Consider the following 26,541-nt stretch of genomic DNA (forward strand, 5'->3'; position numbering starts at 1 on the left):
TAAGATATTTCTTTGACAAATCTATAGGATAAGACTGTTTCACGTTGAAAAAATGCCATTCTGTCACTTTCTTCCGCATGGTATTTTTTTTGAGAAGTATCTTGAACAATTAAAATATAAAATATGATGACTAAAGGAAATATTAATGTATCTGTGGAAAATATTTTCCCACTAATTAAAAAATTTCTTTACAGTGACCACGAAATATTCTTAAGAGAATTGATCTCCAATGCAACAGATGCTACTTTAAAATTAAAGCATTTAACAAGCATCGGAGAAGCAAAAGTGGAATACGGAAATCCGAAACTTGAAGTTAAAATTGATAAAGACCAGAAAACTTTACGCATTATCGACCAGGGTATTGGTATGACTGGTGAAGAGGTTGAAAAATACATCAATCAGGTTGCTTTTTCAGGGGCTGAAGAGTTTTTGGAGAAATATAAAGATTCTGCGAAAGATTCAGGAATTATCGGACATTTCGGTCTTGGATTCTACTCTGCGTTCATGGTGGCTGAAAAGGTTGAAATTGTTACAAAGTCTTATAAAGATGAACCGGCAGTACGTTGGATCTGTGATGGAAGCCCGGAATTCACTCTTGAAGAAACTACTGACAAAACAGACAGAGGTACAGAGATTATCCTTCATATTGCAGAAGATTCTGTAGAATTTTTAGAAGAAGGAAAAATCCGCGAATTGTTATTAAAGTATAACAAATTCATGCCTGTTCCTATTAAATTCGGGACAAAAACACATACGCTTCCATTACCGGAAGACGCTCCTGAAGATGCTGTGGCTGAAACAGAAGAGGTAGACAATATTATCAATAATCCGGTACCAGCGTGGACGATTGCTCCAAACGAACTGACCAACGAAGATTATATGAAGTTCTACCACGAACTGTATCCTATGCAGTTTGAGGAACCATTATTCAATATTCACCTGAATGTTGATTATCCTTTCAATCTTACCGGAGTTCTTTTCTTCCCGAAACTGAGCAACAACCTGAATATTGACAAGGATAAAATACAATTATATCAAAATCAGGTTTTTGTAACAGATGAAGTAAAAGGTATCGTTCCGGACTTCCTGATGCTTCTGAGAGGCGTCATAGATTCTCCGGATATTCCTTTGAACGTTTCCCGTTCTTATCTTCAGGCTGATGGTGCTGTGAAGAAGATCTCATCTTACATCACGAAAAAAGTAGCCGACAAAATGGCTTCTTTAATCAACGAAAACCGTGAAGACTATGAGCAAAAATGGAATGACATAAAGATCGTTATTGAGTACGGAATTGTTACAGAAGAAAAATTTGCTGAAAAAGCAGACAAATTCACACTATATCCTACAACAGACGGAAAGTATTTCCTTTGGGATGAATTGGTTGAAAAAATCAAGCCTGTACAAACGGATAAAGACAATAAACTGGTTGTACTATATGCTACCAATGCCGATGAGCAGCACAGCTACATCCAATCTGCAAAGGATAAAGGATATGAAGTTCTGTTATTAGACTCACCTATCACTCCACATGTTATCCAGAAGCTGGAAACATCAAAAGAAAATATCTCTTTTGCAAGAGTAGATGCAGATCACGTGAATAACCTGATCAAAAAAGATGAGCCCGTAATTTCGAAACTGAATGAAACGGAAAAAGAGTCTCTGAAAAAGAATGTTGAAGAAGCTATTCAGGATTCTAAGTTTACCGTTCAGCTTGAAGATCTTGACAGTAATGATGCTCCATTTACCATTACCCAACCTGAATTCATGAGAAGAATGAAGGAAATGCAGGCTACAGGCGGAGGCGGAATGTTCGGAATGGGAGGTTTCCCGGAGATGTACAATCTTGTGGTAAACTCCAACAGTGAACTTTCTAATCAGATTTTAAAAACTGAGAATGCTGAAGAGAAAGAAAGCCTGATCAAATATGCTTTGGATCTTGCCAAGCTTTCACAAAACTTACTGAAAGGAAAAGACCTGACAGATTTTATACAGAGAAGCTATAAGCAACTTGAAAAATAATACACAAGAGACTGTTTCATTTTGAAGCAGTCTTTTTTTATCTTTTTAACCACAAAAGTCACAAAAGATCTTGGGCATTTAAGGTTTTATTAATTAAGTATCATACTGTTGGGAAGAGTACTTAAGCTTTTTGAAAATCTTAAATTTCCACAGATGTTTGTGGAGAATTTTTTGGAAAACGCAAAGACGCTATTTTTTATATAGATTATGTTTTAAGGCGCAAGGATTTTATCTTCGATAAAATTGTATCCTGCTAAGTCATGATCTATTATTCTTCCTGAAAATCTTCGATTTTCCTGCGTCTTCAAACAGTATAAAAATAGAAATCCTTGCGCCTTTGCGTTTTTCCAACAAGACAAAACCATCTTAAAAATCATCATCAATTAACATAAATAAGATTCATATTATAAAGCTTTTCTGCATTTTCTATTCGCTTTCATTGTCTTGCTCTATATTTTTTCTGTTTTCTATTGTATAGATTATGCTTTTTTGCCATTTTTGTATAAAATGTAGGTCATGCAAAAAGAAAAATTACGCGTCATCAGAAAGCAAAAAGGCTATACTCAACAACAGGTAGCTGACTTTATCGCAACGGATGTATCCAATTACAGCAGAAAAGAAAGCGGTGATGTAAGAATCGTAAAAGATGAATGGGACAAACTTGCCCGTTTCCTGGATGTACCGATTGAAGACATTTATGAGGAGGAGGAACCAACAGTAGTTGTTAATAATGATCATCCTGTCTTTAATGACAGATCTTCTTCTGCAGGAGTAATCAGTAACCAGAATAATTATGATAATATTCCAGGAGCTATTATTGAGAATTTACAAAACTATATTACTTTATTAAAAGAAGAAAATATAAGGCTTAAACAAGAACTGAAAAGTCTCCCAAAAGGAGGAAAATAATACGGTTTAAAACTTTTAAAATATTAGTGTCACTCATATTAAATTATGGAGTGACATTTTTTTGTAAAATAATTTTAAAACAAAATGTATTTTTTGACGCAAAGAATGAATGATTCTAAGGTTTTATTTCAGGAAGCAAAGAGTTCTGACTTTGTAGCTGATGAAGCTTTGTGTGATAATGCATTCGCTTGAAAAATCAATGGAATTGATTTCGACTTTGTCCCCTTAAAATATTAAAGAAAACAAATAAAAACTTTGCGTTAAAAAATTCTTTTATTTAAGTCCCTTGAAACTTACAATTCCTCCAACGGATCCCAAAACAGCTTTTTGAAATTTTTTATTCTAAGATTTTCCACAACAATTCCTTCTTTTTCCAGCTTAGGCTGAAATTCCGGAACAGATAAAACTCCTGAGCTTGATATGACACGGTGAGCAGGAACATCTTTCGGGCATCCTCCCATCGCTTTTCCTACATGTCTTGAATGGTTAGGATAGCCAACTGCTTTTGCTATGGCACCATAGGTAGAAACTCTTCCTTTGGGAATAAGTCTTGCTACTTCGTATACCTGTTGTTTAAAAATCTCGTCCATATCAAATTGTTATTTTTAGCTGGCTTTCTTTTTTTGCATCATTTTTGAACTCTCTTAAGCTCGATGATGTTTCATTAAAAGATAAAGATATGAAAAAATCATTTTTCAGGCTGTTGAATGCAGTTAATAAAAAGGTGCTTCCGAAGTTGAGTAAGAAGGATCCTAATCAATTGACGAAAGTTGAGAAAGGTATTCTTGCGTATCGGTATTTTGTACTGGTGAATTCTTTAGATTGATTTTTTTATTTGACCACAGATGACACAGATTTTCACAGATGCTTGTGGAGTTTTTTGGAAAACGCAAAGACGCAGGGATATTATCTGAGATACAAATTGAATATCACTATTTATTTAAACCATTAAGCGCATTTAAGTTTTTAAGAATATTAAGAGAATAGCTAAAGCTATTTTTCAGCTGCCTGCTTTATTATTCATCAAAGATGAAACTTAATTCTTACTCTCTTCATTTTTTCTTAATGGTTTAAAGAGTTTAGTTTTCATAACATATCTATTTCCAAATCTAGCAAATAAAAAGCGCTTCAAATGAATTGAAGCGCCGTATTGTGATCTCTGGTGAGAATTTTATTCTTAAGCGTTTTCTAAGATATAAGAGAACATCAATGGTGCACAGATGGTTGCATCACTTTCAACGATAAATTTCGGTGTAGTGATATCAAGTTTACCCCAAGTGATTTTTTCATTCGGAACTGCTCCTGAATATGAACCGTAAGATGTTGTAGAATCAGAAATCTGGCAGAAATAAGACCAGAAAGGAATGTCATGCATTTCCATATCCTGATACAACATTGGCACAACACAGATAGGGAAATCTCCTGCGATACCCCCACCAATCTGGAAGAATCCAACTCCTTTACCTCCTGAATTTTTAGAATACCAGTCAGCCAAATAAGTCATATACTCAATTCCCGATTTCATTGTAGTAGCTGTAAGCTCTCCTTTGATACAGTATGAAGCGAAGATATTACCCATTGTAGAATCTTCCCATCCCGGAACTACGATTGGCAGATTAACTTCCGCAGCAGCAATCATCCAAGAGTTTTCTCTAGGAATTTCATAATACTGCTCCAATACTCCTGAAAGGATCATTTTGTACATGAATTCGTGCGGGAAATATCTTTCTCCTTTAGCTTCAGCATCTTTCCAGATCTCAACGATATGTTTTTGCAATCTTCTGAAAGCTTCTTCTTCAGGGATACAAGTATCTGTAACTCTGTTTAAACCTCTTTCTAAAAGATCCCACTCATCCTGAGCAGTCAAATCTCTGTAATGAGGAACTCTTTCATAGTGAGAGTGTGCTACAAGGTTCATTAAATCTTCTTCAAGGTTGGCACCTGTACAAGAAATAAAATCTACTTTTCCCTGACGGATCATTTCAGCAAGAATCTTCCCTAATTCAGCAGTAGACATTGCTCCTGCCAAAGTAATCATCATTTTTCCGCCATCTTTAAGATGTGCAACATATCCTTTAGAAGCATCCACCAATGCAGCTGCGTTGAAGTGCAGGTAATACTTTTCTATGAATTCAGTTATCGGTTTGCTCATTTTTTTAATTTTTGCAAAGATAAAACTTAAAAACGGAATGCAGTCAAAGCACTTGAAGAAAGTGTGATAGAGGAGTCTTTTTTTTATCATTTGTTAAATGCTAAAGTTATTTTGTTGGGAAACGCAAAGACGCAAAAAGTTCCCAAATATTGTGGATATTTTTAAGGCGCAAGAACATTTGGACTTCGCTAAATGTAAGTTTTTCAGCAAGGGTTGTGTATAAAGCAATCAACAGCACAAAATTTTATCGGAGATAAAATCCTTGCATCTTAAAGCATTTAGTATATGAAAATCTTGCGTCTTCGCGTTTCCAAAAATAGTTGAGCTAATAAAATAAAAAGCGCAGCTAAATAAGCCACGCTTTTATTATAATTCAACTTAATAATATTCAATATCTATTTATCCTTCCCAGGCTTCCACTTTCAGGATCTCAATTTTTCTTTCTCCGTCTCTGAAAGGCCAGTTGATAACATCTCCTACTTTATATCCCACTACTGCAAGGGCAATATCCGATAGTATGGAATGTTTATTCTTTTTAAGCTTTGCTTTGGTAGACGGCACAAAAATATATTCGTGTTCAAAATCTAAGGTATGGTCTTTCAAAGTCACCTTCCTTTCAACGGTTACGATATCAGCAGGCAGATCTCTTCTCAATACCTGTTTTGCATTTCTAAGTTCTTCTGTAAGTCTTTTTTCTTCTCCGATGCTCACTTTTTTCCTTCTGAGTGTATCTTTTATAGCATCATAAATTCCGGTGGTTACAATAATATGATTGGACATTTTCTTCAATTTTTTTTTTTAATTAAAATGCAGTTATTCCCTAACGATCCAATGTAGAATCCAGGCATACAACAGCCTTCTTCTATAGAAAACCGCAAAAAAGCAATAAATAAAATCCGAAATGAGTCCCTGTCTTGGATCCTGACAGGGCTTAATTGATAAAGTCCTTAGAACTTTTCAGAAAAGAATCTGTGTGTAGATAAAGTAATGACAGCAACAATCCTGATTGTCTGCGTTCTGCTGATAAAGAGATTGTTGCTGCCATTATTATGAGATTATTTGTAATCCTTACAAATATAGCATTTAAAAACGGAATGTAGCGGCTGCACTTAAAGAAACTCTTGTAAGACCTTCTTTCTGGTCATCACCAAGATCAACGGTCTGTCCATTAACTTTCATTTTGTTCAAGGTTCCTGCAGTAATTCCCAACTTCGGACCTATCATAAAGTTTTTCGAAACTGCATATTGATAGGCTGCCCCCAGCTCCAGACCAAGATTTGAACCTGTACCTTTTACAGCTTCAGTTTTTGTAGTATAGGTAATCACTCCAAGAGATACATCAGCAACAATTTTGTGGTTTGTAGGTTTGGTATAATTGGAGAACATAACGGAAGGTCCAAAGAATGTAATATTATCTTTAGTACTTATAGAAGCTGTAACCGTCTGTCCATTCATATTGTATCCGCTCAATACAGCGCTGCTGGAAGCATTATAATTGGAAAATTTAGCACCAATCCCAATATCTTTCACATTATAATAAGCCGCAATTTCAAAATGAATTCCGTTTTTCAACCCTTTAACGTAATTTTTTTCCGCCATGGAAAGCCCAGGTGCTGTTTTAGCTACTCTCCATGCATATCCTACAGCCGGTATGATAGTTATTTTTTCCTGTGCAAAAGAAAGTAAAGAACTCGAAATAGTTCCCAATAGAATTAGTTTTTTTATCATGGTTTTAAAGTTTCCGGCAAAATTAAAATTTTCTCCGGGAGAAACAAGCTAAAATTTGAAGCGCCTGTTCTCTTTTTTATCGGAAAGCTTTTTCTTACCATCAAGTCTTTTTTGTTTCTGAGCTCTTGAAGGTTTTGTTGCTGTTCTTTTCTTCGGAATGATAAGAGCTTTATTTACAATTTCAATCATTTTTTCAATGGCTTTATTTTTATTCATCAGCTGAGTTCTGCTTTCAGAAACGGTAAGGAATAAAAAGCCTTCTGCATTGATTTTGTTTTTCAATTTATCCTGAATCAATATTTTTTCATCATCATTGAAAAACTCAGATGAATCTACTTTCCAAAGTACGGTAACAGCAGTCTCTACTTTGTTGACATTCTGCCCTCCGGCCCCGCTGCTGCGGGAAGTTCTGAAGCTGAGTTCTTTTGAAAAGTTTTTCATTTTTTTAAGATTTTGAGATACTAGAATCAAGAGCCAAGACTATAAATTTACATTTAAACTTTTATATAGTTCTAATCTGTTTACTTTCCCGTTGGGTGTGCGCGGAATTTCATTGATAAAAATAATTTCTTTTGGTTTGTGGAAATTCTTTTCAAACGGTATTTCTGAAATTTTCTTTATCACCTCATCTGATTCATTCCCTTCTATAATCAATATCAATTTCTGACCCAAACTTTCATCCGGCAAGCCAATAAATACAGCTTCATTCGGAATTTCTTTTTTTATCAAAGCTTCAAGAGTTTCCGGAAAAATTTTTGCTCCTCCTGAGTTGATCACGTTATCAATTCTTCCTAGAAATTTAAATTGTTTTCCATTCCTAATATCAACTAAATCATTAGTTTGCAATTCTTCAGCATTTAAATTCGGTGCATAGATTTTCAGACATTCCCTTGCATCTAAAGAGATGGATACATTTTCAAAAACCGTGAAATAGTCTTCCTGTTCCGGCATCAGTTGTTTTAAACCAATATGGGAAAGGGTTTCAGACATTCCATAGGTTTCAAAAATACGGGTTGAAGAACTAAGGTTCATCTGTAGAATTTTATTTTTCAGACTTTCTGAAACGGCGGCACCACCAATGATCAGATTTTTAATCAGATGAAGTTTCTCCAGTGAATTTTCTACCTGAAGCGGAGTCATCGCACAAAAATCTATTTCTTCATTCAAGTTTTCAACAGGTTTTAGGGAAGGTCCGGCAATTCTTAACTTCAATCCTCTTTCTATAGATCGCACAATCATCATTTTTCCCGAGATATATTCTACAGGCAGGCAGAGTAATGCAGTATCTCTTTTTTTTAATCCCAAAAAGTCACATGTCATCACCGCTGAATTGATCATTTTCTTTTTTTCGATTTCAAAGATTTTTGGCACTCCTGTAGAGCCTGAAGTCTGGACATTTACTCCACTTTTTTCTGAAAACCATTCTTTCAGAAAAATTTTCACTTTTTTTTCAAACTCCGTATGGAATGATAATTTATTAATATTGAGATTATTGAAGTCTATCAGCATATTTTCCGTAAATAAAATCCACAGTAAATTTAAAAAAAAAATCAAAAAGTTCTTGTATGTAAAGAAAAAAGCTGTAAATTTGCACCACCAAAATAAAACAGACCTATAGTGTAACGGTAACACTCCGGTTTTTGGTACCGTCATTCGGGGTTCGAATCCCTGTGGGTCTACAAACCATCCTTCTTTAAGGATGGTTTTTGTTTTTATCCTACTTGATTAAAAATCTATTTTTTTTAGGTAAACAGTAGAAAATTGAAAGAAGATATTTGCAAATAAGAAAAAAATATATAAATTTGCAACATCAAAAATAAAGCAGACCTATAGTGTAACGGTAGCACTCCGGTTTTTGGTACCGTCAGTCGGGGTTCGAATCCCTGTGGGTCTACAAACCATCCTTTTTTAAGGATGGTTTTTGTTTTTTATTCTACTTTCTAAAATTTTAAAATGGGTAATCAGCTTCTTTTATTATAAAAAATAACAACAAGGTTGTCAGGCATCTATCAAAAAAAACTATCTTTAAAGTAATGAAAACCAAAACAATATATATCTGCCTTTTGATAGTAGGTACTTTCATTCCATTAAATGCCTGTACTATTTTTTTAGCCAATGACGGTAAAAATGTATGGATAGGTAATAATGAGGATGAGAGTCCTGATATGAAATACAGATTCTGGTATATTCCCAGAGAAGAAAAATCATGTGGATATATGCTGTGGTCTGAAAAACATGACGGATATAATGATATCATGTGGCAATATCCTCAGGGAGGAATGAATGAACACGGTCTTTTTTTAGATTATACCGCAATTGATGATATTCCTGTAATCGTTAATTTATCCAAAATAAACAGAGAACAGGAGGTAGTAAATGATATTCTGAAAAAATGCAAAAGTGTAAAAGAAGCTCTTCAACTTATTGCTCCTTATAATTTATTAAAGCTTTCAGGAGCTCAATTATTCATAGCTGATTCTTCAGGAGATTACGCTACCATCCATGGTAATTATATTGTTACTAAAACAACCCAAAATTTTTCACTGACTAATTACTGCATTGCTAACGGACATCAGGAAGCCTGCTGGAGAAGAGAAACATCCACAGATCTTCTGGCCCAGTTTCATTCTTTTACTGAAAAGAAAATTACCTATATTCTTGCAGAAACTGTACAAAGAGAACCTGGAGACGTTACAACCAACTACTCAATGACCATTAATCTGAAAAAGCAGGAAATGATGCTTTATTTAAAGGGAGATTTTACCACGCCTGTCAGATTCAAATTGGCTAAAGAGCTGAAAAAAGGAAAACACTCTTCAGACATTACGGAATATTTTCCAAAAAATATCAGAACCTTTTTAAGTTCCATTTATCAGAATAAAGGAATGGACGAAACTATTCGGCTTTACAATTCTTTATTTAAAAATTCATCGGAGGTTTATAATTTAAAAAATAATGATGCTATTTATTTTGGAGCAGATCTTCTCCGAACAGATAAAACCGATGATGCCATCACATTTATTGAAAACCTGAAAAAGAGAACGGGTAAAAGCATACTGATTAATGACTGGCTTGCCATCGCTTATCAATATAAAGGAGATTCTATACAATCACAGAAATACTTTCGCTCTGTACTTAAGGATTCTCCGGATGATTATCTGGCGAATTTGTATGGAAAAAGAAATTCCCGAAAGGTTATTTTTAAAATCAATGCCTGGCCGGGTGCTCATAATGTAAAACTTATCGGAAGTTTTACCCAATGGCTAAAAGAACCAATTGTTCTTGAGAAGCAAAAAGGATACTGGTACGCGGAGGTTGAAGTCCCGAAAGGCAGACATGAGTATAAATTTCTCGTTGATGATGTATTTTATCTGGCTGATCCTTTTAATCTTATTTATATCTGGAACGGGAATAATGTGAATTCAGTTTTATCATTTTAAAAATAAAAAAAAGACCTTTCAAAAGGCCTTTTATATTGGTAAATACTACACTTATTTATTTTTTAAGATCATCAATCTCTTCCTGTATAGATTTGATTCTGTCTCTTAATTCCTGGCTTATTTTCCCTGGAATCTTTTTGACTTTTCTTAAATCCAGAGCCAGCATAATGGAGGCTATTCCCATAAAAATAAAAGAAACACCTGTAAGGGTAACTAATGAAAATCCTGTAAACACAGGATTAAATATCAGCAACAGGGAAAAGATAATTCCTCCGACGCTTGCAAGGGCTACATTTCCCCAACTCATTATTCTCATACTTTTCAGGTCGAAAGCAAAGCCCAACAACTGAAAGGAGCGAAACAGTAAAGTAAATCCTATGACAAACGGAAGTACTGTCATTGAAATCTGAGGATTTGCGATAAGATAAACTCCTATTGCTGTCGTTAATAATCCACTTACCAGAAACCAGCCCCAGCCCTGTAAGGACTTACTGTTCTGTAAGGAAAAGAATATTTCAGTAATTCCTGAAAATAAGAATGAAACACTAAAGAAAATAGAAAGTGTAACATAGGTTGCAAGCGGTACACTGAATACATAAAAACCACAGATCAGGAAAAGAATTCCGAAGATTAATGGAATATACCAATGTTTTACAGTGTTGGTAAGAGTTTGAAATAAATTAGCCATAGGTGTCTTTTTTAGTTCTGCCTACTTTTTGAAACGGGTTCGGCTTGTCCGCAGGTATTTCAAACAGATTAAAATTTCACCTGAATTTGAAATATAACCTCTTACTAATGTACAAAAAAATAACCGTAGAACATACCAGATTGTGTGAATTGTTCCCACAAAAAAAACACTTCATTCTATCAGATACAGAAACAAAAAGGTGAAAACTAAATAATTTTCACCTTTCCAAAACATGTTTAAGTCTGTTTTATATTATTACTTCGGTTTGTACAATTTGTACATAACAAACAAAAAGCCAATCCATACCGGGATCAGAATAACCTGAATTTCCATTCCTGTAATACTCATCAATCCTAATATAAGAACCAAAAAGGCAATACAGATATAATTGGATATTGGATAAAATATAGATGGGAATTTTGAAAGAATTCCTGATGCATTTATTGATTTTTTAAATTTTAAATGGGTGTAGCATATCATCAGCCAGTTGATGATCAAAGTAGATACTACTAAAGCCATTAAGTATTCAAAAGCTTTTTCCGGCACTAGTTTATTAATGATAATACATATCCCGGCAAAGCATGATGAAATAAGAATAGCGTTGATAGGAACAGAGTTTTTATTCAGTTTTTTCAGGAATTTCGGAGCATTTCCCTGCTGAGCCAGTCCGAAAAGCATTCTGCTGTTACTGTAAACACTACTGTTATATACTGATAAAGCCGCTGTTAAAACAATCAGATTAAGAACATTTGCAATCAATGTATTGAACTGAATTACCTTACCAAAAATACTGAATTCAAGACCATTTAGATTTTGAAACACCATCACAAACGGGCTGGATCCTTCTGTAATATCTCTCCAGGGACTTAATGAAAATAAAATCACCAAAGCTCCTACATAAAAAATAAGGATTCTATAGATTACCTGGTTGGTAGCCTGTGGAATGGTTTTCTCTGGATTTTTAGCTTCTGCCGCAGTAATTCCGATAAGTTCCAATCCACCGAAAGAGAACATGATCATGGCCATTGCAGCAAATAATCCTGAATACCCGTTTTCTGTTTTATTAAATAATCCTTTCGGAAAGAATCCGCCATCGTTCCATAAATTGGTGATGGTTGCTTTTTCTCCTCCTGTACCGCTTATCAAAAGGTATACTCCGAAGATAATCATGGCAATAATAGCTACGACTTTGATGATGGAAAACCAAAACTCTGTTTCTCCGTACACCTTTACGGAAGCGAGATTAAGCGCATTGATCACAATAAAAAAGAATAAACTGGAAACCCAGAGCGGTATTTCCGGCCACCAAAAGTGAATATAATGCCCTATTGCCGTTAGCTCGGCCATACTTACCAGGATATAGAGAATCCAATAGTTCCATCCGGAAGCAAATCCTGGGAAATTTCCCCAATATTTGTAGGCAAAGTGGCTAAAACTTCCTGATACGGGTTCCTGAACAACCATTTCACCAAGCTGACGCATAATAAAAAAGGCAATAATTCCGGCTAAAGCATAGCCTAAAATTACTGAAGGTCCTGCCAGTACTGCAGCCGGCCCGATTCCCAGAAACAGCCCGGTTCCTATGGCACCTCCAAGGGCAATTAATTGTATATGTCGATTTGTTAATCCTCTAACTAAAGTCTCCTTTTCTCCTGTTTTATTTTCGTTGCTCATTGAATGAATTATTCGGTCGCTAAATATATAAAAACTTTTCAGAGAAATTCACATTCCATGGGGTAAATTGACAATTCAGGATTCCTCAAACCGGAAAGCCCCTTTCTACTTAGACCCCTGCCTGTAAAATTTTAAATATAATTACAAAAGCGGTCTTAATCTATCGGATTAAGGCCGCTTTCCACAGTATCAATATAATATTAATTCGCTATTTTATATCCAAACATGGTACTTGTCACCACTTCGTACTTGTTACCGGAAGATACACCGGCTACAGAAGCCATGCTTACTGTTTCCCCTGCACTAAGATAAGTCATGCATGAAATGCTTGAACCAAAAACCCTCGTTACAGTAGGTTGATAGGATTGGACTAATACACTTCCGCCATTACCGGGAACATAATTTTTTACAAGATATAACACAGTCCATGTAAAGTTTGGATTTCCAGCTACACTTCCATTGTCAAACTGTGTAGATCCTTGAATCACATAATACCCATCATTGGGTGCCTTAAATGCACCTGTAGAGGTATTAAGCACATTTCCTTTATTAATAACTGTTCCTTGAGGATAAACAATAGCTGTTTGTATCCATGGATCAGAGGGAGTAGGAGTTGCATTACAGCTTTGTCTTTGGGTAGTAGACACTGCTGAAAAAGGATAGGTAGATTCTGCTGAAGGAACGCTGTTTGAACTTGAAACCAATACCAGTTCCCATGTTGCACCGGTAGTTGTTCCTTTACTTACCAGAAATGCATAATATCCAGGAGGAACTGTAATAGAAGGAACACCCAGGCCAGTTCCATTCTGATCATCAATCAGTTCAGAACCATTGGCTGAAACGGTAAGTATTTTTCCGCCCGTATTTTTAAAGTGATAGGTACGCCCTGCAAAATTACCTGCTCCATTGATGGCTGCCGGTAAAGTTAACGTTCCATCAGCAGTTCCGTTATAGGCGATATAGTAATCATTGGCTCCTACAGCTCCACTTACAGTAACCGTTTTGTAGGTTGCAGCAAATGAGCCATTCACAGTCAGGGTACTGCCGGGATTTGCAGTATTAATTCCTACACTTCCTACCTGGGCATTTACCGAAATACAATTTAAACCTGCCAATAAGACAATGAAAAGTATCTTTTTTTTCATAAACAATACATATTTTTAGAATCTAAAAGGTTCGGAATTTCATCCAATACCTTTAATTATTTAATGGAAGTTTCGCAATACGAACCTACTGCGAAAAACGAATAAATAAAGAACAGATTCTGTACGTATTTTTCCACACAATTGTAGTGGTTTTATGACAAGAGCAGATGAGACATTAATGTATTTGTTTATAAATCTCAAACAATTCAATCAGATTGGTAATCTTCAGTTTCTGATAGATTCTTCTTTTGTAGGTTCCTACAGTAGATTCTTCAATATTAAGGGCATTCGCAATTTCAAGATTTCCGTTTCCTTTAGCTAAAAGATTAAAAACCTGCAGTTCTCTTTCTGATAAACTCTCTACTGCTTTTTTCTTTTCATTCCCTTTCAGCATTTCATTCATAATCTCCGGTGTATAATAATATCCATCTTTAAAAACAGCCTCAACAGCTTTCACAAAATGCTCCGGATCACTCTGCTTATTCATGAACCCGTTCGCTCCTTCTTCAATGTATTGCAAGGCAATGTTTTCTTTGTAGGAAGTAAATATTAAGATAAGACTTTCTTCAGAAATATTTTTTATCTCTTTGACCATAGATTTGAGAATACTATCTGGAAATTCAATATCAAGAATAATGAGGTCATATTTTTCAGATTCAATTTTCTGTTTTGCTTCTCCATAGGTTTCGGCAAAATCAATCTCAAAATAATTAAAATTTTTCTCCAAGATAATAGCTGTCCCGATTCTTACCACATGATGGTCATCTGCAATGAGTATTTTTTTTGTCATATTTTAATAAGGATTTTAATGAGAGTTTCTTTCGAGATATTTTGATGAAAAGTCATTTCAGAATTAATATTCATCAACAGCTAAACAACCATATGAAAACCTAAACCATAGTTTTTGAATTCATATGCTCATCATTTTCTTTTTTCTTAAAAAGCCTGAAATAATCACCAAAGCTTAAATTTTTAAGCTTAAAATATTTGTATTCTACAGAATTACTTCCGTCATATCGTAAAACCCGGCCTTCCATAGACAGCCAAATGAAACCGTATTTATCTTTTACAATGTCCTTGATGCTGTTTTGAGGCAGGCCATTATCCATGTTATACCATTGGGTAGTATAGCTTTGCCCGTGGATACATAGAAAAAACAAGAGTGAAATAAAGTAAAGAAGCTTCATTCAGTGGGCTAACATTATATTTATGACAAATATATTATAGAAAATTAAATATACTGTAAATATTCATCCACAATTATGTGAATTTTTTCTACATAATTATTTATAAATAACATATTGATTATAATAAATTTAAAGAAACTAATACTTGTTCCCCATCAATGCCATGATCTTCAGGCACACTAGAAACACAGTCCTTTTTTGACAAAAAAAATATGATCTCTTTCAATAGCTGAAGGAGATCTTTGTTTATACTGACTACAAGGTAATATAATAGTGAAAGGTTTGAAACTTATAAAAACTCTTCCGGAATAGAAATATTATTTTTTTTCATGTATTCCAAAAGATCCTGATATTTATCTTCATACGCATCTATTCCACATTTATGCGAAATGCTGCAGATATCAGATGGCTTGATGTCTAAAATAGTTGATATTTTATTCAGTATCTCCAGGTTGATCTTTACCTTGGAATTCTCAATATCGGAATAAGCCTTCTGGGAAATCCCCATTTCAAAAGCCATGTATTCCTGCGTAAAGTCTTTACTCCTCCGTATTTTCCTGATATTTTGTCCACATACTTTCATCGTTTTTGTTTTAGTAGTTTTCGGTATATTTTAGAAGATTATCTAATAGCCTCTAACAAAGTTAATAAATACCTTTGGCAAAACATTATACACGTTACATGATATTTATTTTCAACATAGAAAAGAGTCAAAAATAAGCCTTTTTTCAGAGAAAATATCACTTCGGTAAACACTATTGGAATTTATGGAGACGCAAAAATTTAATTATGACAATAATATTGTCAGAGCATTCCTCTATGCGACTATCGCATTCGGACTTGTCGGATTTCTGCTGGGGCTTACAGCTGCATTGATGCTTTTTTATCCTGAATTACCTGAATTTTTATTCGGTACGGATGATACAACTATTAAAAGCTTGGCTTCAGGCAATATTCAGGGGCTGATTAATACTCAGGGAGCAATGGGCTTCGGAAGAATCAGAATGCTTCATACAAGTGCTGTAATTTTTGCTTTCGTGTGTAACTCCTTTTTCTGTGGTGCTTACTACAGTATGCAAAGGCTTCTTAAAACCAGAATGTATAGTGATACACTTTCATGGATTCACTTCTGGTCATGGCAGTTGATGATTGTGAGTGTAGTGATTACTTTCCTTATGGGAATCAATACTTCTAAAGAATATGCTGAACATGAATGGCCTATTGACATTTTAATTGCATTCTCATGGATCGTTTTTGGGATCAATATGTTCGGAACTATTGCCAAGAGAAGAGTGAGACATTTGTATGTAGCCATCTGGTTCTATCTGGCAACCTGGATTGCCGTAGCAATGCTCCATATCTTCAATAATCTGGAAGTTCCGCTATCTTTCACAAGCTGGAAATCTTATTCTGTATATGCAGGTGTAAAAGATGCATTAGTACAATGGTGGTATGGGCACAATGCAGTAGCATTTGTATTAACTACCCCTGTATTAGGTCTGATGTATTACTTTATGCCAAAAGCAGCACAACGACCGGTATTCTCATACAAACTATCCATTATTCACTTCTGGTCGCTGATCTTTGTATACCTTTGGGCCGGGCCTCACCACCTGCAATATACAGCTTTACCTGCCTGGGCTCAGGCTGTAGGAACAGGATTCTCTATCATGCTTATTGCACCGTCTTGGGGAGGAATGCTAAATGGCCTTCTTACTCTGAGAGGTGCATGGGATAAAGTAAGAGAAAATCCAATTCTGAAATTCTTTGTAGTTGCTATTACCTGTTATGGTATGGCTACTTTTGAAGGGCCTTTATTGGCAACAAAATCATTAAATAAAATTGGTCACTATACCGACTGGGTTATTGGTCACGTACATTTAGGAGCTCTTGGATGGAATGGTTTCATGGCATTCGGAGTAGTATATTATCTGGTTCCGATCATGTGGAGAACGTCTCTTTGGTCTAAAAAACTGGCCAACTGGCACTTCTGGCTGGGAACATTAGGAATTATCTTCTATGCCGTGCCTATGTATATTTCAGGATTCACACAGGGACTGATGTGGAAACAGTTCAATCCGGACGGAACATTATTATGGAAAAACTGGCTGGATACCGTTACCGCGATCATTCCTTACTTTAAAATGAGATTCTTAGGAGGTATTCTCTATCTGTCCGGAGCAATCTTAATGGTCATCAACGTTATCAAAACTGTTAAAGCCGGTTCATTCCAGAAAGAGGTTCCTGCGGAGGCTCCTGCACTGGCCAACATTGGTACTTCAAGAAAAGAAGGTGAAGGAGTACACCTGTGGTTGGAAAGAACCCCTACTCTCCTTTCTATATTAGCTTTTATCACGATAGCAATTGGTGGATTGGTGGAAATTGTTCCGACACTCTCACTGAAGCAAAGTGTTCCGACGATCACGGCAGTAAAACCATATACACCACTGGAACTGGAAGGAAGAGATCTTTATATCCGTGAAGGCTGTAATTCATGCCACTCTCAGATGATCAGACCTTTCCGTGATGAAGTGGTAAGATTTGAAGGAAAAAACGGACAGTATTCCAAAGCCGGAGAATTTATTTATGACAGACCTTTTTTATGGGGATCTAAAAGAACAGGACCGGATCTTCACAGAGAAGGAGGAAGAAACCCAGACTCATGGCACTTCAAACATATGTACAACCCAAGAATTACATCTGCAGGTTCTATCATGCCTCGTTTCCCATGGCTGATCACCAATAAACTGGACCGCGATCAGATGGTGGATAAAATGAAACTGATGAAAAACGCTTTCGATGTTCCTTATACAAAAGCCCAGATAGATTCTGCCAACCAATGGGCAGACAACCAATCAAAAGCAATTGTACAGAGAATCTACTCTGAAGCAACGGATGTAAAAGATCAGATGATAAAAGAAAAAACAGCAAAAGGAACTGCCTATGTGCCGCTTGAACAGAGAGAAATTGTAGCTATGATTGCTTACCTGCAAAGATTAGGTACGGATATTAAAACAACACAGGTACAAACCGCCAGCGTAGAGTAACATTTAAAATTGAATTGCAATGAAAACGAGAACCCCCATTTCAGTATATATCGCAGCAACGATAGGTTTAACGATCATGGCCTTTGAAATGTTCGCCAGTGATTCAGGATATTTTTCTTCTCCTTTTTTCTGGGCGCTGATATTAATCGCCATTATCCTCCTGCTGATCATGAATTCTATTGGAGATCTGGTGGAAAATGAAAACTTCAACAGATTATCAGAGGAAGAGAAAAAACAATATCTGGCAGAGAAGAATGTGCCTTATTATCAGAAATTATGGAACTCTGCCTTCAAAAAACAATCCGTTACAGAAGAAAAGGATATCCTTATCGACCATGGTTTTGACGGAATTACAGAGCTTGACAACTCGCTCCCAAAATGGTGGATTGGCCTGTTCTGGTTCGGATGTATCTTCTGTGTAGTTTATCTGGTAGCTTTTTCTTTCACAGATTATGCCCATCCGGAAGTGGAATATACCAAAGAAGCAAAAACCATGTTGACTTCTATTGAAGAGTATGAAAAAACAGCTCCTCAGATCAATCTGGAATCCGCAAAGTACAGTGCTGATAATATAGCAGAAGGCCAAGAACTTTTCAAAACGAATTGTGTTACCTGTCATGGAGACGGGGGAAAAGGAGGAATAGGTCCTAACCTTACCGATACGCACTGGATCAACATGAAAGAAAAAAGCCTGTTTAAAAATGTATTCTGGATGCTTGAAAACGGTTCTCCAAACAATCCTACCATGAGACCTTTCATCAAGGAAGGAACTATCACAGGAAGAGATGCCGAAAAAATTGCCGCTTACATTTACCATATCAACCAGGAAACCGCTCCTATTACCGCCGCACAAGGTGGTGCCGCTCCACAGGGAGAAGAGGTGAAATGGGAAAACGGAAACAACTAAAAAATTATTATCTATCATATAAACCATGCCAGGCCCCCTTTACAACTACACTAACATTTGAATTTCATTTTTGCTAACTAACCTTTTCAACATTAAAAATGATATAAAGGGGGCCTTTTTAAAATAAATATCCATGCCTTAGCTTGTCTTACTCAACTATTCACTTGACAACTACAAACTAAAAATTCCATAATAAGACAGCCAAGGCAGGATTTTTGCATTTGCAAAGGATACCACAACAAAGACTAAGTAAAATAGTATTATTATCTTTGTTAGAAACCACCTCGCATTTGAAACTGAAAATCAACACCACAAAAATTTTAAGGCGTATTGTAATAACCTTTATTTCAATATTGGTTTTTCTTACCCTGTTGATATTAAGCTTAAGGCTTCCTGCCGTTCAAAACTTCATTAAAGACAAGCTTATTGTTTACCTTGAGAAAAAAATCAAAACCAAAGTAAGCCTTGAAAAAGTCTACATTGGATTTCCCAATAGCCTGGTGATGGAAAATCTCTATCTCAAAGGACAGGATGTAGATACCCTTCTTGCGGTGAAGAAACTGGATGTGGGTTTACATATGCTGAAGCTTCTCAATTCTACAGCAGATATTACTTCAGTCAGCATGGAAGGAGCCCGTGCTAACGTCGTACGGAAACCGGATGGCAAATTCAATTTCGATTATATCATTGATGCCTTCGCAACCAGCGACAAAGAAGAAAGTTCTTCCAAACCATTCATTATTTCTCTTGATAAAATCAATTTAAAAGATATTGGGGTAACCTTCAATGACCAACAATCCAGGAATGATATTAAACTATATTTTAAGTCGTTTGATACCAGGGTAAAAACTTTTGATCTTAATAAAAACAATTACGCTGTTAATGATATTAATCTTGACGGATTAAAATTAAGGCTAAAACAGGGGCTTGTAGAAGAAGTTGCCCAAAAGGTTGAAAAAAAAGTAGACTCCCTCAATGAAAAAAAACCAATGAATATTGGATTGAGAGGTATTAAGCTTACTCATTTCGACATTGACTATGGTGATGAAAATACCAAAACATTTGCAAAAGTTATATTCAAAGAACTGAGCACCAAGGTCAATAAACTGGATCTTGAAAACAATGCCTACAACGTAGCGAATGTATTTCTTTCCGGTGCGGATATTAATGCCAACCTTTATCTTCCCGCTCAGAATGCCAATCCGAAAAAAACACAGGAACCCGAGGTTTCCAAAGCTTCCGATCAGAATAAGGCCATGAAACTTCTTTTAGGAAAACTTGTTTTGAATGATGTAAAGGCAAATTATAACAACACTGCTATTTCTCCTACCAAACAGGGAATGGACTTCAACCACCTTAATTTTTCAAAAATGAATGTGGAAGTAAGAAGCTTCAAAATGGAGAATAATACTTTTGCAGGCACAGTGAATTCTGCAGAAATCAAAGAAGGGAGAGGACTGGATATTCAGAAATTCAATACAGATTTCGTATATGCAGAAAAGGAGGCTTACCTCAAAGATCTTTACCTTCAAACCCCAAAAACAATATTGCGTGATGAGGTTATTTTAAACTATAACTCCATAGACCAACTAAGCTCAAATCTTGGTGCTGTAAAGATCTCAGCCAACATTAAAGATTCAAAAATAGGATTCTCTGACATTCTGAATCTGGTTCCTACTTTGAGAAATACAGTTCCATTTAATAAATATCCGAACGCTGTTTTAAATGTAAACGCTAATGTAAAAGGAAGCGTGAATGATCTTTTAATTCAGGATCTTAAAGTTTCAGGGCTGGATCAACTGAGGGTAATGGCATCCGGGAAAATTAAAAATGCGATGAATCCTGATCAGTTGTATTACGATCTGAGAATTGGAGAATTTTCTTCCAGTGCCAAAACAATATTCAATCTTGTCCCGAAAAATACAATTCCTTCCAATATTTCCCTTCCTTCCCATTTCAGCATCAAAGGAAATGCAAAAGGAACGACCAAAGTGGTGAATACAGATCTGAACCTCTACTCCACGCTCGGAAATGCGGCCGTAATCGCACAAGTAGATATGCGTAAGAAAAATCATGAATTATATGATATAAAAGCAAATCTTCAGGGTATACAGGTAGGAAAAATTATTCGGAATAAAGATATTGGTCCTGTCACCGCACAGATTGCAGCGAAAGGTGAGAGTTTTGATTTTAAAAATGCCAATGCAGATCTGAAGGGACATGTTGCTTCTGCGGTGTACAAAGGATACCGTTATCAAAACATGAATCTTACCGGTAAGATCAACAAAGGGGCTTATCATGTTATTCTGGATTCAAAAGATCCGAATGCCAGTTTACAGCTGACCGCGTCCGGAGTGTATGATGAAAAAAATCCTACGGTAAAAGTGAATGGAGAAGTCATCAAACTGGATGTCAACAAACTTGGCTTCTATGAAAAACCGATGATTATTGCCGGAAAAATTGATGGTGATTTCACAAGTCTTGATCCGAATAATCTGAATGGGTATTTAAACCTTAAAGATTTTGCATTCTCAGACACCAAAGAAGTCTATCCGGTACAGGAAGTGAACCTGAAGGCTTCATCTACTCAGGACTCAACCCAGATTATTTTCAATTCTCAGGTGGCAGATTTGGAACTGAAAGGTAAATATAAACTTACCCAGATTTTTGGAGCTCTAACGCAAACTGTCAATCAGTATTATCAGTTCCAGAAGCCGGATAAAAGCCAGAAAATAGATCCGGGGCAGCATTTTACTTTTACAGCCAAAATCAAAAACGATGACCTTATCAGAAAGTTTGTTCCGGATCTGAAAGATTTTGAAACCATCAATCTGGCAGGAAACTATGATGCGGATTCTCAAAAAATTGAAATTGACGGACAGATTCCCCGATTATTGTATGGTGAAAACACCATTGAAAAAGGAACATTGAAAGTCACCAATGAAAATCAGGCATTACAATACAGTCTGAATGTCGCAGCATTGAAAAGTTCGAGTTTTTCTTTAAACAAAATTAATATTGATGGAGATGTTGCGGACAATACCATCCGATACAATGTTACAACTAAAGATGAGAAAGATGCTACTCAATTCCTGATTGCAGGAAATGCAAAATCATTGAATGATATTACAGAAATTTCTCTGAACCCGAACGGATTAAAGCTCAATTATACAGATTGGAACGTTGCAGAAAACAACAAAATCCAGATCAGCAGCAAAGGAATTCTGGCTGACAATTTCATTTTGTCCAATGGAAACAGTGAAATTGCTGTTCAGTCTGAAACCAATAGCCCAAGCAGTCCTTTGAACATTTCGTTGAAAGATTTTAAGATTGAAACCATTACGGAACTTATTAAAAAAGATACTGTTCTGGCAAGAGGAACTATTAATGGGACAGCACAGCTTCGTGATGTTACTAAAAATATGACCTTCACTTCTGATCTGAATATTTCAGATTTAATTGTCTATGGAAGCCCTGTAGGAAATCTTGCTGTAAAAATAAACAATGCTTCACCGAAGGTTTTAAATGCTGATATTGCGCTTTCCGGAAATAATAATGATGTAAAAATCCTTGGTGATTATAATACGTCTTCCAGTACTTTCGATCTGAATATGGCGATCAATCAGCTTCAGATGAAGAGTATTCAAGGGTTTTCTATGAATGCCATCACCAATACCGAAGGTTATCTTTCAGGAAATTTAAAAATTACCGGAACTACCGATAAACCTAATATTTTAGGGAAAGTAAAATTCAATGATGCCGGACTAGAAATTGCAAAAACAGGAAGTGATTTCAGACATCTGAGTGATGAAATAGATTTTACGAACCGGGGAATCGAATTTGATAAATTTAAAATCAAAGATAAAGACGGAAATGCCCTTGTTGTAGACGGACAGGTTCTGACGCAGACCTACAGAGATTTCGCCTTTAATCTTAATGTCAATGCTAAAGATTTTAAAGTGGTCAATTCAGAGAAATCGAATGATGCGATGATGTATGGTGTTTTGGCCATTGATGCCGGACTTCATATCCGTGGAAATCTTGATCTTCCAAAAGTAGACGGTAGATTAAGCGTGGCAGATAACACAGATTTTACTTTTGTTCTTCCTCAATCCAGCCCTTCTTTACAGGAAAGAGACGGTATTGTAGAATTTGTAGATCAGGATCAGGTGGTTTTAAATAAGACTATCAAAGCAGATTCTCTCAATGCACAGAGCCGTATCAAAGGGATGGATGTAAGCGTTAATATTGAAGTCAGCAAAGAAGCAAAACTATCTTTGATCATTGATAAAGCCAATGGTGATTTTGTACAGCTTCAGGGTGAAGCAGAATTAACCGGCGGAATAGATCCTTCAGGAAAAACGACACTGGTAGGAGTATATGAAGTAGAAAAAGGAAGTTATGATCTTTCTGTAAGTTTCCTGAAACGTAAATTTGATATCCAGAAAGGCAGTACCATCACATGGACAGGTGAACCTACAACGGCTCAAATGGATATTACCGCTGTCTATAAAACAGAAGCTCCGCCTATTGACCTTGTAGAGCAGCAGATCAGCGGAGAAAGTGCTTCAACATTGAATCAGTTTAAGCAAAGAGTTCCTTTCAATGCATTATTAAAAATGAAAGGGGAATTATTGAAACCTCAGCTTACTTTTGATATTACTACCGATGAAAAAAATAATTCTGTATCTACGAATGTAAAAGATGTTGTAGATCAGAAGCTTGCCCAGATCAGAACTCAGGAGTCTGAACTGAACAAACAGGTATTTGCATTATTACTTCTGAACCGTTTTATCGGGGAAAACCCATTTGAAAGCGGAGCCGGAATGTCTGCAGAAACGATGGCAAGACAAAGTGTGAGTAAAATTCTTTCCCAGCAGCTAAATAATCTTGCAGCAGGCCTGATCAAAGGAGTAGATCTTAATTTTGGTCTTGATTCTTCGGAAGACTATTCCAGCGGGGAGAAAAATACCCGAACCGATCTGAATGTAGATATCAGTAAAAAATTATTGAATGACCGACTGAAAGTAACGGTAGGAAGTAACTTTGGACTGGAAGGGCAGGCTCGTCAGAATGAAAATATGACCAATATTGCAGGTAATGTTTCCGTAGATTACAGTCTTTCCAAAGATGGAAGATATATGCTGCGTGCGTACCGTAAGGATGAATATCAGGTTGCTCTTCAGGGGCAGATTATAGAAACCGGTGTTGGATTCATTATTACATTGGATTATGACAAATTCCGGGAGATTTTCCAGAAATCTAAAGAGAAAAAGCAGAAAAAGAATCAAAATAACCAAGTGGTAGAATTTAAATAATGAGTAATAAGTTCCATATCTATTGTAAGTACCTGTTGGTTTCCGGAATGGCATCCACTGTGGTTTCGTGCAGTAATACAAGGTTTTTAAAAGAAGGCCAGATGCTCTACACCGGAGCCAAAGTAAAGATTGAAAATGATACGATTTCTAAAAAAGAAAAAAAAGATCTTCAGTCAGTATTAGAAGCCAATCTTACTCCAAAGCCCAATTCTACATTTTTAGGATTGCGCCCCAAGCTGTATTTTTATAATATAGCCAAAGAGCCTAAAAAAGATAAAGGTTTTAATTACTGGCTTAAATATAAAGTGGGTGAAAAACCTGTATTATTAGGAGATGTTGACCGTGAATTCAATAAAGACATTATTGTAAATTATTCTGAAAACAAAGGGTATTTCAATGCTAAAGCTTCTTATGATACGGTTTCAAAGAATAAAAAAGCCCAGGTCATTTACACCGTAAGACCGGGTTCAAGATATCTGATTGACGGAGTAAAATTCCAGAAAGATTCTACACTGGTCAATCAGGAAATTCAAAGTCTTACTGGTAAAACTCTTCTTAAAAACGGAAGACCATTTGACCTGGATGTTATCAAAGCAGAAAGAGAAAGGATTGATAACAGACTAAAAGAAAGAGGTTTTTATTATTTCCACCCTGATAATATTATTGTACAGGCCGACAGTACGGTGAGCAAAAATCACAAGGTTGAACTTAATGTAAAACTGAAAGACAACACCCCTGATTTAGCAACTCAACAGTTCAGCATTGATAATGTTATTGTATTCCCCAATTACAACATTCAGGATGTAAAGGATGGCAAGTACAGTATCCCAATGAATAAAGATTCTCTTTCGAAATATGCTTTTGATGATATTTATGTCATTGACCCTCAGCATAAATTCAAGCCGAAGATTTTTGACAGAGCTTTATATTTCAAAAAAGGAGATCTTTACAACCGTTCCAATCATAATCTTACCCTGAACCGATTGATCAGTCTGGGTGTTTTCAAATTTGTAAAGAATGAGTTCGTTGTTTCTGATTCATTGAGTCATAAATTTGATGCGTATTATTTATTAACTCCAAGACAAGTCCAATCGCTTCGTCTGGAAGCTTTAGGAAGAACCAATTCTGCAAATTATGCAGGTAGTGAACTCAACCTGAACTGGACTCACCGAAATTTTTTCCGGGGAGCAGAACAATTTAAAGCAGCGATCTATGGAGCATTTGATTTCCAGATGGGAGGTGCACAGAATGCTAATAATATTTTCCGTGCAGGAACGAATGTACAGCTTTCTATCCCGAGAATTGTAGCACCATTCCGTTTTCACTCATCTAGTGAATTTGTTCCCAGAACGAATATCACTTTGGGTTATGAATTCCAGAACAGGACACAATATTATACCCTTAATAATTTCACCGGATCATTCGGATATGTGTGGAAGGAAAATGCAAGGAAAGAACATGATCTGAAGGTAATTGATATTACTCTGGTTTCTCCTGCCAATGTTACTGAAGAATATAAAGTCAAATCCGATGGAAATCCTGCTATGAAAAGAGTTGTAGACAAGCAGCTTATTTTTGGCCCTACTTATTCTTATACTTACACCAATACCATGCTGCCAAGAACCAATACCTTTTACTATAAAGGAACACTTGATCTGGCAGGAAATATTACAGGTTTGGTTACCGGAGCAGATGTGAAAAAAGACAAGGAAAAGAAAATATTCGGTATTCCTTTCAGTCAGTATGTAAAGATTGAAAACGATTTAAGATTCTATCATAAGTTTACTGAAAAGTCTTCATTGGCAACGAGATTTATCGGAGGAATTGCTTATCCATATGGAAATTCAGAATTTATTCCTTTCTCCAAGCAGTTTTTCTCAGGAGGTAGTAACAGTATCAGAGCATTCCGTGCAAGAACATTAGGACCGGGAAGTTTTGATCCGCGAACAATAGATCCGGGAACTTATTTTGATCAGTCTGGTGATGTGAAGCTGGAATTAAATGCTGAATACCGAGCTAATCTTTATAAATTTTTAAATGCTGCCGTTTTTGTAGATGCCGGAAATATCTGGCTGCTTCATGATGATCCTACAAGACCTGGAGCTAAATTTTCAAAAGACTTTTTAAATGAAATTGCGGTGGGAGCCGGAGTGGGTCTGAGACTGGATTTTTCTATCCTGATTTTAAGACTGGATCTGGCCATGCCACTGAGAGTTCCTTATTATGAAAAAGGAGACAGATGGGCCTTCGATAAAATTAATTTCGGAGATTCAAACTGGAGGAAAGATAACCTTGTTTTAAATATTGCCATTGGATATCCTTTTTAA

The 26,541-nt window shown here is 36.0% G+C and carries 20 protein-coding genes and 2 tRNA genes; 10 read left to right on the forward strand and 12 right to left on the reverse strand.

The genetic code is table 11. The features are described from left to right. Positions 1 to 126 precede the first annotated feature (126 nt). A complete protein-coding gene (htpG, locus tag CHRYMOREF3P_RS10415; protein WP_180565770.1) occupies positions 127 to 2,019 on the forward strand; it encodes a molecular chaperone HtpG in 1,893 nt (630 codons plus the stop codon). Between the two features lie 516 nt (positions 2,020 to 2,535). After that, positions 2,536 to 2,928: a helix-turn-helix transcriptional regulator gene (locus tag CHRYMOREF3P_RS10420; RefSeq protein ID WP_077418990.1), complete on the forward strand. Its 393-nt coding sequence runs from the start codon at positions 2,536 to 2,538 to the stop codon at positions 2,926 to 2,928. 293 nt (positions 2,929 to 3,221) lie between these two features. On the opposite strand, the gene CHRYMOREF3P_RS10425 is transcribed toward CHRYMOREF3P_RS10420, so the two are convergent. Further along, positions 3,222 to 3,518 carry an MGMT family protein gene (locus CHRYMOREF3P_RS10425; RefSeq protein ID WP_077418989.1) on the reverse strand — a complete coding sequence of 99 codons (297 nt, stop codon included), beginning with the start codon at positions 3,516 to 3,518 and terminating at the stop codon, positions 3,222 to 3,224. 89 nt (positions 3,519 to 3,607) lie between these two features. Between CHRYMOREF3P_RS10425 and CHRYMOREF3P_RS10430 the strand changes: the two genes are divergently transcribed. Next, the gene (locus CHRYMOREF3P_RS10430; protein ID WP_167498843.1) at positions 3,608 to 3,754 is read left to right on the forward strand and encodes a hypothetical protein; all 147 of its coding nucleotides are present in this window, start codon (positions 3,608 to 3,610) and stop codon (positions 3,752 to 3,754) included. A gap of 351 nt (positions 3,755 to 4,105) precedes the next feature. Here the strand turns inward: CHRYMOREF3P_RS10430 and CHRYMOREF3P_RS10435 are convergent, their stop codons facing one another. The 5 genes from CHRYMOREF3P_RS10435 to CHRYMOREF3P_RS10455 form a co-directional block, all read right to left on the reverse strand. Beyond that, positions 4,106 to 5,080 (reverse strand): deoxyhypusine synthase family protein, encoded by a 975-nt coding sequence (locus CHRYMOREF3P_RS10435; RefSeq protein WP_180564557.1) that lies wholly within the window; start codon positions 5,078 to 5,080, stop codon positions 4,106 to 4,108. A gap of 399 nt (positions 5,081 to 5,479) precedes the next feature. After that, positions 5,480 to 5,860, reverse strand: coding sequence for a GreA/GreB family elongation factor (locus tag CHRYMOREF3P_RS10440; protein WP_142717856.1), 381 nt, complete (start codon positions 5,858 to 5,860; stop codon positions 5,480 to 5,482). Between the two features lie 303 nt (positions 5,861 to 6,163). After that, positions 6,164 to 6,808 (reverse strand): hypothetical protein, encoded by a 645-nt coding sequence (locus CHRYMOREF3P_RS10445; protein WP_077418985.1) that lies wholly within the window; start codon positions 6,806 to 6,808, stop codon positions 6,164 to 6,166. A 48-nt stretch (positions 6,809 to 6,856) separates the two neighbouring features. After that, positions 6,857 to 7,249 carry an alternative ribosome rescue aminoacyl-tRNA hydrolase ArfB gene (gene arfB / locus CHRYMOREF3P_RS10450; RefSeq protein ID WP_180564558.1) on the reverse strand — a complete coding sequence of 131 codons (393 nt, stop codon included), beginning with the start codon at positions 7,247 to 7,249 and terminating at the stop codon, positions 6,857 to 6,859. 39 nt (positions 7,250 to 7,288) lie between these two features. Further along, a complete protein-coding gene (locus CHRYMOREF3P_RS10455; RefSeq protein ID WP_180564559.1) occupies positions 7,289 to 8,317 on the reverse strand; it encodes an AMP-binding protein in 1,029 nt (342 codons plus the stop codon). Between the two features lie 99 nt (positions 8,318 to 8,416). Between CHRYMOREF3P_RS10455 and CHRYMOREF3P_RS10460 the strand changes: the two genes are divergently transcribed. The 3 genes from CHRYMOREF3P_RS10460 to CHRYMOREF3P_RS10470 all read left to right on the forward strand — a co-directional run bounded on the left by CHRYMOREF3P_RS10460 (position 8,417) and on the right by CHRYMOREF3P_RS10470 (position 10,248). Further along, positions 8,417 to 8,487, forward strand: a tRNA-Gln gene (locus CHRYMOREF3P_RS10460). A gap of 144 nt (positions 8,488 to 8,631) precedes the next feature. After that, positions 8,632 to 8,702 (forward strand) — tRNA-Gln (locus tag CHRYMOREF3P_RS10465). Positions 8,703 to 8,841: 139 nt separating this feature from the next. Then, positions 8,842 to 10,248, forward strand: coding sequence for a hypothetical protein (locus CHRYMOREF3P_RS10470; RefSeq protein ID WP_180564560.1), 1,407 nt, complete (start codon positions 8,842 to 8,844; stop codon positions 10,246 to 10,248). A 55-nt stretch (positions 10,249 to 10,303) separates the two neighbouring features. Here CHRYMOREF3P_RS10470 and CHRYMOREF3P_RS10475 read toward each other — a convergent pair whose 3' ends face one another. The 6 genes from CHRYMOREF3P_RS10475 to CHRYMOREF3P_RS10500 form a co-directional block, all read right to left on the reverse strand. Further along, the gene (locus CHRYMOREF3P_RS10475; RefSeq protein ID WP_180564561.1) at positions 10,304 to 10,936 is read right to left on the reverse strand and encodes an HdeD family acid-resistance protein; all 633 of its coding nucleotides are present in this window, start codon (positions 10,934 to 10,936) and stop codon (positions 10,304 to 10,306) included. A 255-nt stretch (positions 10,937 to 11,191) separates the two neighbouring features. Next, a complete protein-coding gene (locus CHRYMOREF3P_RS10480; RefSeq protein WP_180564562.1) occupies positions 11,192 to 12,610 on the reverse strand; it encodes an amino acid permease in 1,419 nt (472 codons plus the stop codon). A 200-nt stretch (positions 12,611 to 12,810) separates the two neighbouring features. After that, positions 12,811 to 13,755 carry a hypothetical protein gene (locus CHRYMOREF3P_RS10485; protein WP_180564563.1) on the reverse strand — a complete coding sequence of 315 codons (945 nt, stop codon included), beginning with the start codon at positions 13,753 to 13,755 and terminating at the stop codon, positions 12,811 to 12,813. Positions 13,756 to 13,930: 175 nt separating this feature from the next. Then, a complete protein-coding gene (locus CHRYMOREF3P_RS10490; RefSeq protein WP_180564564.1) occupies positions 13,931 to 14,545 on the reverse strand; it encodes a response regulator transcription factor in 615 nt (204 codons plus the stop codon). A 100-nt stretch (positions 14,546 to 14,645) separates the two neighbouring features. Further along, positions 14,646 to 14,942 carry a hypothetical protein gene (locus CHRYMOREF3P_RS10495; protein WP_180564565.1) on the reverse strand — a complete coding sequence of 99 codons (297 nt, stop codon included), beginning with the start codon at positions 14,940 to 14,942 and terminating at the stop codon, positions 14,646 to 14,648. A gap of 289 nt (positions 14,943 to 15,231) precedes the next feature. Continuing rightward, the gene (locus tag CHRYMOREF3P_RS10500) at positions 15,232 to 15,525 is read right to left on the reverse strand and encodes a helix-turn-helix domain-containing protein (RefSeq protein WP_180564566.1); all 294 of its coding nucleotides are present in this window, start codon (positions 15,523 to 15,525) and stop codon (positions 15,232 to 15,234) included. A 184-nt stretch (positions 15,526 to 15,709) separates the two neighbouring features. On the opposite strand from CHRYMOREF3P_RS10500, the gene ccoN reads away from it, so the two are divergent. From ccoN to CHRYMOREF3P_RS10520, 4 genes are all read left to right on the forward strand, one after another. After that, entirely contained in the window at positions 15,710 to 17,989 is a 2,280-nt protein-coding gene (ccoN, locus tag CHRYMOREF3P_RS10505; protein WP_077419359.1) for a cytochrome-c oxidase, cbb3-type subunit I, read from the forward strand. A 19-nt stretch (positions 17,990 to 18,008) separates the two neighbouring features. Next, the gene (locus CHRYMOREF3P_RS10510; RefSeq protein WP_180564567.1) at positions 18,009 to 18,896 is read left to right on the forward strand and encodes a cbb3-type cytochrome c oxidase N-terminal domain-containing protein; all 888 of its coding nucleotides are present in this window, start codon (positions 18,009 to 18,011) and stop codon (positions 18,894 to 18,896) included. A 290-nt stretch (positions 18,897 to 19,186) separates the two neighbouring features. After that, a complete protein-coding gene (locus tag CHRYMOREF3P_RS10515; protein ID WP_180564568.1) occupies positions 19,187 to 24,214 on the forward strand; it encodes a translocation/assembly module TamB in 5,028 nt (1,675 codons plus the stop codon). Further along, positions 24,214 to 26,541 (forward strand): BamA/TamA family outer membrane protein, encoded by a 2,328-nt coding sequence (locus CHRYMOREF3P_RS10520; RefSeq protein ID WP_180564569.1) that lies wholly within the window; start codon positions 24,214 to 24,216, stop codon positions 26,539 to 26,541. Before CHRYMOREF3P_RS10515 ends, CHRYMOREF3P_RS10520 begins: the two co-directional genes overlap by 1 nt.

It is taken from the genome of Chryseobacterium sp. JV274, from assembly GCF_903969135.1.
Taxonomy (GTDB): domain Bacteria; phylum Bacteroidota; class Bacteroidia; order Flavobacteriales; family Weeksellaceae; genus Chryseobacterium.

Excerpts from the sequence above, each read along its gene's own strand:
- CHRYMOREF3P_RS10480 (WP_180564562.1), bottom strand. The coding sequence starts at position 12,610 with ATGAGCAACGAAAATAAAACAGGAGAAAAGGAGACTTTAGTTAGAGGA.
- ccoN (WP_077419359.1), top strand. The coding sequence starts at position 15,710 with ATGGAGACGCAAAAATTTAATTATGACAATAATATTGTCAGAGCATTC.
- CHRYMOREF3P_RS10435 (WP_180564557.1), bottom strand. The coding sequence starts at position 5,080 with ATGAGCAAACCGATAACTGAATTCATAGAAAAGTATTACCTGCACTTC.
- CHRYMOREF3P_RS10490 (WP_180564564.1), bottom strand. The coding sequence starts at position 14,545 with ATGACAAAAAAAATACTCATTGCAGATGACCATCATGTGGTAAGAATC.
- CHRYMOREF3P_RS10495 (WP_180564565.1), bottom strand. The coding sequence starts at position 14,942 with ATGAAGCTTCTTTACTTTATTTCACTCTTGTTTTTTCTATGTATCCAC.
- CHRYMOREF3P_RS10470 (WP_180564560.1), top strand. The coding sequence starts at position 8,842 with ATGAAAACCAAAACAATATATATCTGCCTTTTGATAGTAGGTACTTTC.
- arfB (WP_180564558.1), bottom strand. The coding sequence starts at position 7,249 with ATGAAAAACTTTTCAAAAGAACTCAGCTTCAGAACTTCCCGCAGCAGC.
- CHRYMOREF3P_RS10475 (WP_180564561.1), bottom strand. The coding sequence starts at position 10,936 with ATGGCTAATTTATTTCAAACTCTTACCAACACTGTAAAACATTGGTAT.
- CHRYMOREF3P_RS10510 (WP_180564567.1), top strand. The coding sequence starts at position 18,009 with ATGAAAACGAGAACCCCCATTTCAGTATATATCGCAGCAACGATAGGT.
- CHRYMOREF3P_RS10425 (WP_077418989.1), bottom strand. The coding sequence starts at position 3,518 with ATGGACGAGATTTTTAAACAACAGGTATACGAAGTAGCAAGACTTATT.
- CHRYMOREF3P_RS10485 (WP_180564563.1), bottom strand. The coding sequence starts at position 13,755 with ATGAAAAAAAAGATACTTTTCATTGTCTTATTGGCAGGTTTAAATTGT.
- CHRYMOREF3P_RS10420 (WP_077418990.1), top strand. The coding sequence starts at position 2,536 with ATGCAAAAAGAAAAATTACGCGTCATCAGAAAGCAAAAAGGCTATACT.
- CHRYMOREF3P_RS10500 (WP_180564566.1), bottom strand. The coding sequence starts at position 15,525 with ATGAAAGTATGTGGACAAAATATCAGGAAAATACGGAGGAGTAAAGAC.
- CHRYMOREF3P_RS10430 (WP_167498843.1), top strand. The coding sequence starts at position 3,608 with ATGAAAAAATCATTTTTCAGGCTGTTGAATGCAGTTAATAAAAAGGTG.
- CHRYMOREF3P_RS10520 (WP_180564569.1), top strand. The coding sequence starts at position 24,214 with ATGAGTAATAAGTTCCATATCTATTGTAAGTACCTGTTGGTTTCCGGA.
- CHRYMOREF3P_RS10445 (WP_077418985.1), bottom strand. The coding sequence starts at position 6,808 with ATGATAAAAAAACTAATTCTATTGGGAACTATTTCGAGTTCTTTACTT.
- CHRYMOREF3P_RS10440 (WP_142717856.1), bottom strand. The coding sequence starts at position 5,860 with ATGTCCAATCATATTATTGTAACCACCGGAATTTATGATGCTATAAAA.
- CHRYMOREF3P_RS10455 (WP_180564559.1), bottom strand. The coding sequence starts at position 8,317 with ATGCTGATAGACTTCAATAATCTCAATATTAATAAATTATCATTCCAT.
- htpG (WP_180565770.1), top strand. The coding sequence starts at position 127 with ATGACTAAAGGAAATATTAATGTATCTGTGGAAAATATTTTCCCACTA.